At 41.1% G+C, this 13,149-nt stretch carries 12 protein-coding genes; 8 read left to right on the forward strand and 4 right to left on the reverse strand.

What is annotated here, in order from left to right; translation table 11 throughout:
• Positions 1-41: 41 nt before the first annotated feature.
• Both ACE01R_RS07175 and ACE01R_RS07180 read right to left on the reverse strand, forming a co-directional pair.
• Positions 42-431 carry an MCR_0457 family protein gene (locus ACE01R_RS07175; RefSeq protein WP_395549985.1) on the reverse strand — a complete coding sequence of 130 codons (390 nt, stop codon included), beginning with the start codon at positions 429-431 and terminating at the stop codon, positions 42-44.
• 230 nt (positions 432-661) lie between these two features.
• On the reverse strand, positions 662-1,036 hold the full coding sequence (locus ACE01R_RS07180) for an MCR_0457 family protein (RefSeq protein ID WP_395549987.1): 375 nt from the start codon (positions 1,034-1,036) through the stop codon (positions 662-664).
• A 111-nt stretch (positions 1,037-1,147) separates the two neighbouring features.
• On the opposite strand from ACE01R_RS07180, the gene surE reads away from it, so the two are divergent.
• The 3 genes from surE (at position 1,148) to ACE01R_RS07195 (ending at position 3,867) form a co-directional block, all read left to right on the forward strand.
• Positions 1,148-1,918: a 5'/3'-nucleotidase SurE gene (surE, locus tag ACE01R_RS07185; protein ID WP_395549988.1), complete on the forward strand. Its 771-nt coding sequence runs from the start codon at positions 1,148-1,150 to the stop codon at positions 1,916-1,918.
• Between the two features lie 116 nt (positions 1,919-2,034).
• Positions 2,035-2,844 carry a peptidoglycan DD-metalloendopeptidase family protein gene (locus ACE01R_RS07190; protein WP_395549990.1) on the forward strand — a complete coding sequence of 270 codons (810 nt, stop codon included), beginning with the start codon at positions 2,035-2,037 and terminating at the stop codon, positions 2,842-2,844.
• A gap of 93 nt (positions 2,845-2,937) precedes the next feature.
• On the forward strand, positions 2,938-3,867 hold the full coding sequence (locus ACE01R_RS07195; protein WP_395549991.1) for a LysR family transcriptional regulator: 930 nt from the start codon (positions 2,938-2,940) through the stop codon (positions 3,865-3,867).
• Positions 3,868-3,923: 56 nt separating this feature from the next.
• Here ACE01R_RS07195 and ACE01R_RS07200 read toward each other — a convergent pair whose 3' ends face one another.
• Positions 3,924-5,135 carry an aspartate aminotransferase family protein gene (locus ACE01R_RS07200; protein WP_395549993.1) on the reverse strand — a complete coding sequence of 404 codons (1,212 nt, stop codon included), beginning with the start codon at positions 5,133-5,135 and terminating at the stop codon, positions 3,924-3,926.
• A 163-nt stretch (positions 5,136-5,298) separates the two neighbouring features.
• Between ACE01R_RS07200 and grxD the strand changes: the two genes are divergently transcribed.
• On the forward strand, positions 5,299-5,640 hold the full coding sequence (gene grxD, locus ACE01R_RS07205) for a Grx4 family monothiol glutaredoxin (protein WP_086199334.1): 342 nt from the start codon (positions 5,299-5,301) through the stop codon (positions 5,638-5,640).
• Between the two features lie 64 nt (positions 5,641-5,704).
• Here the strand turns inward: grxD and ACE01R_RS07210 are convergent, their stop codons facing one another.
• Complete coding sequence (locus tag ACE01R_RS07210; protein ID WP_395549994.1) at positions 5,705-8,344, reverse strand: Lon protease family protein; 2,640 nt, start codon at positions 8,342-8,344, stop codon at positions 5,705-5,707.
• 183 nt (positions 8,345-8,527) lie between these two features.
• Between ACE01R_RS07210 and ACE01R_RS07215 the strand changes: the two genes are divergently transcribed.
• The 4 genes from ACE01R_RS07215 to rpmE all read left to right on the forward strand — a co-directional run bounded on the left by ACE01R_RS07215 (position 8,528) and on the right by rpmE (position 13,111).
• A complete protein-coding gene (locus ACE01R_RS07215) occupies positions 8,528-10,690 on the forward strand; it encodes an AmpG family muropeptide MFS transporter (RefSeq protein WP_395550001.1) in 2,163 nt (720 codons plus the stop codon).
• A gap of 292 nt (positions 10,691-10,982) precedes the next feature.
• The gene (gene gloA, locus ACE01R_RS07220; RefSeq protein WP_395550002.1) at positions 10,983-11,384 is read left to right on the forward strand and encodes a lactoylglutathione lyase; all 402 of its coding nucleotides are present in this window, start codon (positions 10,983-10,985) and stop codon (positions 11,382-11,384) included.
• Between the two features lie 300 nt (positions 11,385-11,684).
• Complete coding sequence (locus ACE01R_RS07225) at positions 11,685-12,683, forward strand: bile acid:sodium symporter family protein (RefSeq protein WP_395550004.1); 999 nt, start codon at positions 11,685-11,687, stop codon at positions 12,681-12,683.
• Positions 12,684-12,886: 203 nt separating this feature from the next.
• Positions 12,887-13,111, forward strand: coding sequence for a 50S ribosomal protein L31 (rpmE, locus tag ACE01R_RS07230; RefSeq protein ID WP_001200845.1), 225 nt, complete (start codon positions 12,887-12,889; stop codon positions 13,109-13,111).
• Positions 13,112-13,149 lie beyond the last annotated feature (38 nt).

Raw genomic sequence — 13,149 nt, forward strand, 5'->3', positions numbered from 1 at the left:
GGGAAATCGGCTTATTTCAAAAGTATTGTAACCAATTGGTATTATTTGCTGTATGTGGTGAGTTCTTGGCAAATTTCCTGGTTTTTTGCATCACCGGCCTTTTTCGCATCGTTACGTGCTTCAACTAAAATAGGTTTAAATTTTTTCTCTTTACTCAGGTTAGCCAGGCTCGAAACCGCATTTTTTTCCGCAGGTAAATATTCTTGTGCCAGCTTTGCATAACCCTGTTCAAATTTAGCATGATCTTTCACTAGACTAGGGCAAACTTCTGAAAGTACATAAATGGCAGCCAACTCTTGCTGGGTGACTTTTTGTAGTGGAGTGACTTCAATATTTTCATCTTTTTGTGTGGCTGCATGGGTTACTGAAAGTGTCATGAGTGCAGTGGTGAATAAACCTAAGGAAACAGATTTGAACAGGGAAAATTTCATTTAAGCAGACCTAAATTAATTTAAAAACATCACAATAAAAATAAGCTTAACGATATTTTTGGTAATTGTAAGTACACAAATGTATTGAAGCTGTTGAAATGGCCTGGCTCATAACAAGAATTTGACTTAAAAAGTATCAAAAAAGGCATAAAGAGAAATCTTCTTTATGCCTAGGATTATGATCAAATACTTAATATTTTGATTATTTTATATAAAGCAAGTGCCCTATATTAAGCTTGATAATTGACCACATCCTCGCAAACCGATTTTTGTTCATCATTGCTGCTTTCTTTTGCTGCCTGACGAGCTTCATCCAGCACAGATTTATACTCTGAATCTGCTTGAATTTTATCAAAAGTCATCGATTTGTCTGAATAGTCTTGCAAATAAGCTTTAATCAGCATCTGAATGTTTTGATCAAATTTTGCATTTTTGCCGATAATTGCAGGGCATACTTCAGCCATTACTTGAGTTGAAGCAATGTCTTCTTTCACAATAGTATTGGCTTCTTCCAAAGATAAGCCTTCATTGGCTAAAACGGTGGAAGATAATAATGCCGCAATGCCTAACCCCAATAAGCCACGAAATGATATGCTTTTAATCATTTTTAAATCACACTTTTTTGAATGGATGTAGAGCGTCAAATATATATAATTTTCTATACAATTCAATCAAATGTTCTGATTAGTCATTTTTAACCGTTACGAGATTTTTAAGTGAATATATTAATTGCCAATGATGATGGTGTTTTTGCTCCCGGTATTCAGGCATTGGCTCAAGCCTTGGCTCCCCTTGGTCGTGTCGTCATTGTTGCCCCTGAAAGTGAACGCAGTGGTTTTTCCAGTGCACTTACTTTAGACCGTCCTTTACGACCTGTTCAAATTTCAGCAGATGTTTGGGCAGTCAATGGAACACCTGCAGATTGTGTCTATCTGTCCATGAACGGTTTATTTGATTTTGAATTTGATCTGGTGGTTAGCGGAATTAATAGTGGGGCAAATCTGGGCGATGATGTGCTGTATTCAGGTACTGTCGGAGCCGCATTTGAAGGGCGTTTGATGAAACAACCGGCCATTGCCGTATCTATGGCCGGTCCAAATGTACGTTCTTATGACAGTCCGAACAATTATGCCGTCGCAGCAAAATGGGTGCATGACTTTATTGCTCAGGGTTTGCCGATTTTACCTCCACGTCATATTTTTAACGTGAATATTCCGGATATATCTGAATTGCAAGGTTCGAAAATTACTTATCAGGGACGTCGCAGTCAATCTAAACCTATTACCAGTCATGTAGACCCACGTGGACGTCAAGTGTACTGGATTGGATTGTCTGGCGAGGCTGTGGCCGAACCTAAAAAAGGTTTAACCGAAATAGAATCGGACTTTTTTGCGGTGGCAAATGGCTTTGTCAGCATTACGCCGATTCAAATGGACGCGACAAATTATGAGATTTTGCACACATTACATGCACAGTTTTCTAAATAGTGCCCAGTAGTGTTATAACTTTGTGAAAAAGCAGAATTGACCCTATTTTTCAGATGCTTTTTTGCTAATCTTAGTGCAAACCAATAAATAGACTTAATGTGTAGAGAGGAAGATTAATGCACTTGGTGTCACCATATCGCTTATTTGCTGCGCCTGCAGGCTTGTTGAAAACCATTGTGTTGTCTACAGCTGTGATTGCAACTGCTATTTTGAGCGGTTGTGCTTCAAAACCACAAGTTCATAATGCAACACGTTATGCTGCTGCACCAGACTACTATACGGTCAGATCTGGAGATACATTAAGCGGGATTGCTGCACGTTATGGTCTGGCTTATACCAGTGTTGCTGATATGAATGATATAACGGCACCATATCGCATTTATGTCGGTCAATCTTTACGTTTGAAAGATTCAGGCTCACGTCGCACCACCACTACTCAAGCCGTGGCACAAGTGGCACCAATTCAACGTCAAACCGTTCAACTTCCGACTACACCGACTAAAACTACGGCTCCCGTAACCACGACCACTGCACCTGTGGCATCCTCGCAAGTTTCTACTTTGCGCTGGGTAAAACCGAGTAATGGAGCAGTCATTGCAAACTTTAATATTGCTGCAAATGTGAAGGGCATTCGCTATGGTGGTAATACCGGAGATGCAGTTTTTGCTGCGGCTAACGGTCAAGTGGTCTATGCCGCAGATGGTTTGAAAGAATATGGCAATTTAATTCTGATCAAACATATCGATGGTTACATTACTGCTTATGCACATAACAGTAAAATGAATGTCAGCAGTGGTCAGAATGTGACAGCAGGACAGAAAATTGCTGAAATGGGTTCAACGGGTACAAATCGTACCATGCTCGAGTTTCAGGTACGTCTAAATGGAAAACCAATCAATCCGACCAATGTTTTACCAATAAATTAAATTATACAAATACAAAACATAAATTTCACCGTATAATACAATGAGTTGCTTTTATCGGAAAGGTAAAGTAATCATAAGTTCAGAGGGAAATTTATGTTAGATCAACTTCGAGCAATGGGTGTGTTTGCTTGTGTTGTTGAAAAAAGCTCGTTTAGCGGTGCTGCACGTGAGTTAGGAATCACGACCAGCGCCGTGAGTCAGCAAATTCGTTCTTTAGAAAATGAAATGGAAGTTACACTTCTACATCGATCTACAAGAAAATTAAATTTGACTGAAGCCGGACAAGCTTTTTTCCACAGCTGTCAAGAAATGCTTGCCGCTGCAGAGCGCGGGAAAATCCGTATCAACGAGTTACGAGAAGACTTGGTGGGCGATTTGCGCATTGCCACAACCCCGGAACTTGGTGCGAATCATGTGATTCCTGCATTGTCTCACTGGATGCAGGCCCATCGTGGTTTAGCAGTCCATATAGAAGCAGATAATCAATACATTGATATACTCGAAGGGCGTATCGATATTGCTTTACGCATGAGTCCAAAAATAGATGATCATAATTTGAATGTGATGCCGCTAGCTCTAGTAGAGCAAGTGTTGGTGGCTTCCCCAAGTTATTTGAATCAATCGGCGCCTGTATCGCGACCTGAAGATCTAAACAATCATAATTTGATTCCAATCAATATTATGAAAAATTATCAACATTTTTCATTTCAACATGCGGCGTCAGATAAAACAGTTAATCTGGAAATGAAATCACGTTTAAGTACCAATAATGTCCTGGTTGCAAAATCATTATGTTTGCAAGGGCATGGTATTGCGCGAATTTTATATCTGGATGTACAAAAGGATTTAGTCAATGGCTCTCTGGTGGAAGTTTTACCAGAGTGGAAGCTGGCCAGTTTCACTTTATATGCCATCACAGCAAAAAAAGATCAGCAACCAATGAAGGTTCATCGCTGTTTAGATGCATTAAAACAATACTTTAGCCAGTTACCTGGCGGAAGAATTTACCAAGCTGTTTCATAAAAATAAAGTATAAAAAAAGCCGCGATTAGCGGCTTTTTTTAGATTAGATTGAAAGTTTAAGCTAAATAATCCTTGATCATTTTAACCAGGCGTTCAATCAATTGATCTGCTTGTTCTGTAGTGATGTTGAGTGGTGGTAATAAGCGAACCACTGAACCTGCAGTGACATTAATGATAAGCTTGTAATCATCACGTGCAACATTGACCAGATCGCCACAAGCTTTTGGCAATTCAACACCAATCATCAAACCAAAACCACGGACTGTCACGTTTAGGTCTGCCAGTTGTTGGCTTAACTGCTCAACGATATAAGCACCCATTTTTGCAGCATTTTCAACCAGATTTTCTTTTTGAATGGTATCGATGACAGTATAAACCACACGTGAACCCAGGGCAGTACCACTATAAGTTGAACCATGGTTGCCGGCAGTCAGCACGCCTACGCCACGGCCTTGAGTCATGACAGCACCAATCGGGAAGCCATTGCCCAAACCTTTAGCTGTAGTCAAAACATCAGGGACAATATTGGTGTGCTGGTAAGCAAAGTATTTACCGGTACGACCGTTACCTGTTTGAACTTCATCCAGCATCATCAACCAGTTATGCTGATTACAGATTTGACGAATTTCTTCAAGGTAGCTAAAGCCTTGAGGAGCGGTATTGACACCACCTTCACCTTGAATTGGTTCAACTAAAATCGCAACGATATCTGGATGGTTAATTGCAGCTTCTTCAATCGCTTCGATATCACCAAATGGCACGCGGATAAAACCTTCAACCAAAGGTGCAAAACCTTCCTGAACCTTTTTGTTGCCCGTTGCTGACAGGGTAGCCATGGTACGGCCATGGAAAGAATGATCTGCAACAATGATTTTAGGTGTTGCTACGCCTTGCATATGACCAAATTTACGTGCAATTTTAATGGCACCTTCATTTGATTCTGCACCACTGTTGGAGAAGAAAATTTCTTCCATACCTGAAACTTCAGCAAGCTTTTGCGCAGCAGCCGTTTGCCAAGGCACTTCAAAAATGTTGCTGGTATGAATCAGGGTAGCTGCCTGTTCTGCAATTGCTGCAGTTACAGCAGGGTGCGAATGACCTAAACCACATACCGCAATCCCGGTTAATGCATCTAAGTATTCAGTACCATCTTCGGTATAAAGATAAGAACCTCGTCCTCGGACAAAGCTGATCGGCTGACGGCCAAATACTGGCATCAAATGAGATGGTTGATCAGTTTGCACAGGAGCAAGGGTAATGTTATTCATGACTAACTCTTATCTGTTAGGAGGGAAAAATAAAAGTTTATATAAGCAAAATCCAGGGCAGATTAAAAGCCCAAATGTAAATAAAAATGGAATTATTGCTTTAGACATACTGTTTTGCTAAGTTTTGGGTATAATGCGAGGCAGATTAGTTGAGGATTTATCAATGACTGAACAAGCACGCGATACTGAAGCGTTAATTCGTGACCAAATTGCTAAACATGCAGTATTACTTTACATGAAAGGTACACCACAATTCCCACAATGTGGTTTCTCTGCACGTGCGGTAGAAGCACTCAGTCAAATTGGTCGTCCATTTGCTTATGTAAACATTTTGGAAAACCCGGATATTCGTGCAACTTTACCGCAAATTGCAAATTGGCCTACTTTCCCACAATTGTGGATCAATGGTGAATTAATCGGTGGTAGCGATATCATGCTTGATATGTTCCAGAAAGGTGAGTTAAAACCTTTGGTAGAACAGTACAGCCCGGCACCTGAAGCTTAATTCAGTGTAATGATGTTGTATAAAAAAGCGCCTTGAAGGCGCTTTTTTAATTTCTCGGAAAATGTCAGGCATTATCCAAGCTGTTGTCTTGATCATTTACTGCATCTTCAGCCGATGTCGCTGATAAAGTTTCAGCAGCTGTTGTTTCAGTTTTTGCCTTTTTTTTGTCTTTCTTCTTTTTTTTCTTTTTCTTCGGTTCTTCTTCAAGCTCGGCACCATCTTCAAGCGCCTGCCAATATTCTAATTGCGCCATTACCGCAGCAAAAATTGAACCTTTACTATAGCGACCTTTTTTATTCAGTGTTCCTACAGGACGTGCCATTAAAAGTTCCAAGGCCTGATCAATGGTCTCAATAGCATGAATATGGAACTGACCTTTGGCTACAGCTTCAATCACATCATGACGTAACATCAGATGTTCCATATTTTGACGCGGAATAATTACCCCTTGTTTGCCAGTCAAACCTTGCAACTTGCAGGCATCATAGAAGCCTTCAATTTTGGCATTGACACCGCCAATCGGTTGAACCTGACCCAACTGGTTCATGGAGCCGGTAATGGCCCAGGACTGATCAATCGGTAACTGGCTAATGGCAGAGATGAGTGCAGAAAGTTCAGCAACGGTTGCACTGTCACCATCGATTTGACCATAACTTTGTTCAAAGGCGAGGGCAGCAGAAAAATGTAAAATCTGTTCACGACCAAAGTGAGCTTTCAGGAAGCTAGACATCAGCAATACGCCTTTGGCATGCAATGAGCCGCCCAATTCGACACTGCGTTCGATATCCAGAATATCACCGCCACCTTGATACACCGAAGCAGTCAAACGTGAAGGCAAGCCAAATTCGACATCGGCATATTGAATTACCGACAGGGCATTGATCTGTCCTAAACGATGGCCTTTGGTTTCGATTAACTGCGTACCACGTGTTAAATCTTGCCAGTACAGTTCACGTAAATAACCCAAGCGATATTTGCGATGATCAAGTGCGGTATTGATATGTTTTTCTGAAACGGTTTTATCACCGGCTTGAGCTGCATGATGATGTGCTTCACGGATCAGATCACCCAAAGTTAGGGCATGCAATGACAATGAGCTTTGATCTTCCGCCTGACGGCTTGAATCGGTGAGTAGTGCAGCCAGTGCAGAACGGTCAAACGGTAAGAGTTTGTCCGCTTGAACATAGTCTGCAATCAGTTGCATATAGGCTTGTTCATTAATGTCATTACGTTGTAATGTGTCGGTGAAGTCGGCCCGAATTTTAAACACGCTGCCGAGTTCAGGTTCCAGTTCCAGAATTTCATAATAAATTTCAGGTTCTGCAAGTAAAATCACTTTAATATTTAATGGAATCGCTTGTGGTTCTATGGAGATGCTGCCGGTTAAGGTCAGCATGTGTTCCAAGGAAGACAGCTTTAATTTTCCAGATTTCAACGCACGTTTCAAACCTTGCCATGCATAAGGCTGTTCCAGCAGCTGTTCTGCTTCAAGCATCAGAAAACCGCCATTGGCTCGATGCAGTGAACCTGGACGAATCAGGGTAAAGTCGGTGGTAATGGTGCCATTTTGGGTAAGTTGTTCCACATGTCCCAACAAGTTGTAGTGGGTAGGGAAGTCTTCAAAAATGACTGGCGCACCGCTATTTGGCTTGTAGGAAACGATGATATTGGCTTGATAACGTGAAGGCACACGACTGAAAATACCAGGAGCGAAATCATCCTCTTCTTGTTCAAGGATGATCTCTACATTATTGATAATATCTTCAGCATAATATTGCAGATATTCAGTCAGGCCATCGACATCGGGATATTTGTTCTGAATAATATCAATACGCGGCATCACCACTTGTTTGGCAATGTCGCGGTTCAAGTGCTGAACCTGATCCCGTGCATCATCTTCCAGATCGCCTAAATGTAAGCCCAACCGCTCCAGTTTTTTATTCATGTAGCGAATGTTTGCAGCAATTTCTGCGCGTTGTTTGCTATCCAGGGCATTAATATCTTCTTTGGACATTTCCTGATATTGATTGTCTTTCAGATGAACCGGTACGAAGCAGTGTTCATCATCTTGCGAAATCAATTTTAAATCAAAATCTGCGCCTTCTTTGGTCAGTTCGACCAATGCCGATTGTTGTTCATCGCCAGTTTGCTCGCGAATCATTTCAATACGGTTGTGGTAGGTTTCAGCAGTAAAGCGTCGTTCCAACTGTTTTAAAATGGTTTGCCAGGTTTGATGCAGCAAGGTCTGGAATTTAGGACCTTGTCCTGGCGGAAGTTCAAGTGCGATTGGCTGACGGGGAAACTTGAAATTGTTGACATAGACCCAGTCATTTGGGGTTTGCATGGTCTTGGCATGTTGTTGCAGTAAACGCTTGATCATGGTGCGCTTACCTAAGCCTGCCGTACCGACTGCAAAAATGTTATAGCCAGAATAAGGCAAGGCGATGCCTGCTTCAACAGAGGCACGTGCGCGATCTTGCCCAAGAAAGTCATTGAGCGGTTTTATTCTTCTTGTTGACGCAGGAATTTTTTCAAGATTAGGCGTATGCGTCAGCTGCTTGGGGTGGAGCTGTGTTTTGGTCAGGGTGTTTTGAATTTCCGGTTGATCGAATGCTGAAATTAAACTGCTTTGTATAGGGTCAGGTTGAGTCACTGTAGTTGTTGCAGATAATGAAGAATTCATTTGATCGAGTTTTTGGGGCACTGTTTAAATCCAAAACTAAAATATTGCACTAGAGATTTAAGGTATACAGGTTTAGTTGAAAAATTCAAGCGGGCAGGTCATTTTTATCGATAAAATAAAATAATGATTTCATAATTATTGTTGAAACTGAACTTATTAAGCGTTTGAATAGCAGCATTCAGTTTTGCAGAAAAAAACAACGTAATGACAACACAATCTACAGGGTGGAAATCTGCCTTTACTGCTTTTCTCGATCGTCGTGCACTGATCATGCTGTTTTTAGGCTTTTCAGCCGGTATTCCAATTCTTCTGATCTTTTCCAGTTTGTCTTTATGGCTGGGTGAGGCTGGCATTGAAAAAAGTGCAGTCACTTTTTTCAGCTGGGCAGCACTGGGTTATTCCTTCAAATTTGTCTGGGCACCTTTAATTGATGAATTGCCGGTGCCTGTCTTGACCAAAAAGCTGGGACGACGTCGGGCCTGGTTGCTCATTGCGCAAGTTTTAATTATTAGTGCCATTTGTATTATGGCATTTTCTAATCCGGCACTCGGTCAGGGTTATTTGTATCAGATGGCAGCAGGAGCAGTGTTATTGGGTTTCTCTGCAGCGACTCAGGATATTGTGATAGATGCCTATCGTATTGAACTTGCAGAAACTGAAATGCAGACAGTCCTTGCATCCACTTACAATGCAGGTTATCGCATCGGGATGATTGTGGCCGGTGCAGGTGCCTTGTTCCTAGCGGCATCACTCGGTACGGCCAAAGGAAACTATATTTATAGTGCCTGGAAAATCACTTATTTAGTTATGGCTGCTGTCATGCTGGTGGGTATTATCACCACTTTAGTGATTCGTGAACCGAAGGTTGAGCGTAGCTATAAAGACTATAAGCGTAGCGATTATTATCGTCTGGTCGCCGTATTTTTTGTTGCCGTGATTGGCTTTGTCCTGAGCTATATTTTTTCTGGAAACTTAACCGAATCTGTTAAGGAACAATTTGCAATCACCGATTCGTTCTTATTGTTCTGCTTTGAAACATTACGTTTTATTGGATCTGCTGCGATAGCCGCTTTGCTTGGCTCATTATTGGTAAAAATGGGCGCAGTAAACAAGCAAATGGCTGTTGAAACCTGGATTAGTCCGGTTGCTGATTTTTTTAGACGTTATGGCTTAAAATTGGCGTTAGTGCTGTTGCTGTTAATTGGTTTCTACCGTATTTCCGACATTATTGCCGGTGTTATTTCCAATGTTTTCTATCAGGATTTAAACTTCAGTAAAGAGCAGATTGCAGAAGCGGTAAAAATTTATGGGGTGATTTTCAGCCTGGTCGGTGGTTTCCTGGGTGGCTTGTTGGCACAGCGTATGAACATTATGAAATTGATGTTTGTTGGTGCAATTCTGGCCAGCTCAACCAACCTGATCTTTATTGGTTTGGTGAAATCAGGCCAGCCAACCCATGATGTTCAAGTCACGATAGGTCAGCACAAGTATCAGGTTCAGTCGGATGAAGTGGGTTACTGGAAACTTAAAGTACCCGCTCAGGTGTTAGCTCAAGCCAATGACGTACAGGTTATGACACAGTATCAGGATAATTCACAGCATCCAGTAGTGAGCACAGTTCCTTATTTAAAACTTGATGCTAAGCAGCGGAATGCTCAATCGGGCATAATACAAATTCTGCCGGTGACCAGCGATAATGTTATTACCTCATATGAACAAGAGAATAGTCTGGTGGTACGGGGACAATATTTTGGTCAACCATTATCTGAAACGCAAAAAATTGTCCTAAGTCTGGACAGCCAAAAATTTGATGCCAATCTGGATAAGAGTGGGGTATTTAGCACAGCCATTCCAGCAGAAAGCCTGGCAAATTCAGCATCGAAACAGCTTGTGGCTGAAGTGGTAGATAATGGCAAAGCCATTTTAAGCACACAGCATCGTTATACTGTCGATATGAACTCAAGCGTAGCCAAAGATCTGGATGTTGATGTGCAGCCTTTAGCAGCAGTCAATGTTCAATCGACTGATGAGGTGGAAATTAGCGGTAAGGTGATTAAACCTTATAGTTCACTGTGGTTATATTTTGCCATTATTGTCGATAATCTGGCATCTGGATTGGCGGGTGCAGCATTTATTGCGTTCTTGTCCAGTTTGACCAGTGTATCTTTCACTGCGGTGCAATATGCTATTTTCAGTTCACTGATGACTTTAACGCCGAAGATTTTAGGCGGTTACTCAGGTACCATTGTGACCAATATTGGTTATCCGAATTTCTTCCTCATGACCACACTGATTGGCATTCCAATTTTAATATTGGTGGTTTGGGTTGCGAAGTTGTTGCGTGAGCATCAGCAACAGTCCAATTAAGCTCAAATTTTAAAAAACTGAATGAATCACCCATTTTGTCTAAAGGATAAAATGGGTTTTTTCTTTAGCTAAAACTCACTGCTGAAGTTGAGTATGGTCTTATAAATAGCCTAAGCAAATTATTCAATCATCATGATGAGTCGTGCTTTTAAGCCAAATATTGATTTAAAAATGTAAAAAACGGTGGGGAAGCAGCACAATAAATGACATCTACCACCAGATTGCGAAATTGAATTTTCCTCACTAAATCCCTATAGTGTTTGTAAAAATTGAAAACTCAGGAAAATGAATCATGCGCATGCTGCATACCATGTTACGTGTAGGCAATTTGGAACAATCTTTAAAATTCTATACTGAAGTACTCGGTATGACTTTGCTTCGTAAACGCGATTATGAAGAGGGTCGCTTCACTCTGGCGTTTGTCGGCTATGGGGATGAAGAAAACCATACTGTACTGGAATTGACCCATAACTGGGACACAGAAAGTTATGAGCTGGGCAATGCTTATGGTCATATTGCGATTGCGGTCGATGATGCCTATAAAGCCTGTGAAGAGATCAAGGCGCGTGGTGGTAAGGTTGTGCGTGAAGCGGGGCCAATGAAAGGTGGTGTTACCGTAATCGCTTTTGTTGAAGATCCGGACGGCTATAAAATTGAACTGATTCAGCAAGATGTCAATGCTAGAAATAACTAATAGACTTCTTTCATAATTATTGAGACCTTCTTTATTTTTTGACGCTACGTCGTTGTGAACTACGCATTTAGAATGACTAAATTTTGTAGTTCACGCCTAGTATCCTCTAAAAAATACTCGTAGTCGAAAACATAGACGAATTGTCAACAGACCCTAATCATAAACTGATATAGATAAATTAAATATTCAACATTGAGTTGAAACACTGGCTTTATTTATCTAGCCCAGTAAGATGAAACTTTACCTTTAGGTAAATTCACTTATTGGGTTTTTTATTAGCTAAAATGACAGGAGGTCACCATGTTAAAACTATTGGCATTGGATCGCTTTACTATTTTATTGATTATCATGGTGATTTTGGCATCAATAGTTCCAGTATACGGTTTGGCTGCTGATGTCTTTGGGGTGATTACTTCTGGTGCAATTGCGATTTTATTTTTTTTGCATGGTGCTAAGCTTTCCAGAGAGGCGGTGGTACAAGGCATGCTGCACTGGAAACTTCATGTGGTGGTATTTGCGTTTACCTTTGCATTATTTCCGATACTTGGATTACTTGCGCAACCCATTCTGTTACCACTATTAGGTAAGGAGCTGTATTGGGGCTTCCTGTTTATGTGCTTCTTGCCATCAACAGTGCAATCTTCCATTGCATTTACTTCGGTAGCAAAAGGCAATGTTGCCAGTGCAGTGTGTAGTGCTTCATTTTCCAATATTATTGGTATGTTCATTACTCCGGTACTGGTCAGTGTATTTATTCTAGGTCAGTCACAACATGGTTTTGATCCGACTTCATCCATTATTCAAATCACTTTGTTATTACTGGTGCCTTTTATTTTAGGGCAAATCCTGCGACCGTATGTTTATCCTTTGATGCTGAAAAAGCCAAGTATCGTTAAAGCATTTGATCAGGGGACTATTCTCATGGTGGTGTATGGGGCGTTTAGTAGTGCGGTGGTTGCCGGATTGTGGCAGGCAGTAAGCTTGCAAACGTTGCTGATTTTGACTATAGCCTGTTCGGTATTTTTGACTATCATCATGTTACTGGCTTTATATATTCCTAAATGGCTGGGTTTTAACCGGGAAGATCAAGTTGCAATGTTTTTTTGTAGTTCGAAAAAAACACTGGCCAGTGGTGTTCCAATGGCGCAAATCCTGTTTATTGGGCAGCCTTTGGGTATGATTGTGTTGCCGATTATGATTTTTCATCAAATTCAACTCATGGTATGTGGGGTCATTGCCAATCACTGGTCAAAACATCCTGTAGATGAGTTTAAAGCGACAGAAGAGTGTAAAGAATAATTCGCTATCTGTTATTTTTTCCCGTATAATTGCGCCCACTTGTTGTGCTTAGCTCTGACGGTATCCGTCTCGGTGGGCCAAAAGAATGGTCTGTTGTGGTGTTGGTCTTGCTTTTTCCTGGATTAAGCTTATTCCTCATGAATCATGAGAGTGATCAATTGCGATGACAGCATAAGCCTTTCTTAACTTAGGAGTAATCGACGATGCGCGCCGATATTCACCCAAAATATGAAAAATTAGTTGCTACTTGTTCATGTGGTAACGTAATCGAAACTCGTTCAGCGCTTGGTAAAGAAACTATTTACCTAGACGTATGTTCAGCATGCCACCCATTCTATACTGGTAAACAAAAGAATGTGGACACTGGCGGCCGTATCGACAAATTCAAACAACGTTTTGCTGGTATGTCACGTTCTATCAAACGTTAATACCCAAAATAAAAAAACGGGCTTCTTGCCCGTTTTTT

The sequence above is a fragment of the Acinetobacter sp. BSP-28 genome, assembly GCF_044130285.1.
Lineage (GTDB): Bacteria > Pseudomonadota > Gammaproteobacteria > Pseudomonadales > Moraxellaceae > Acinetobacter.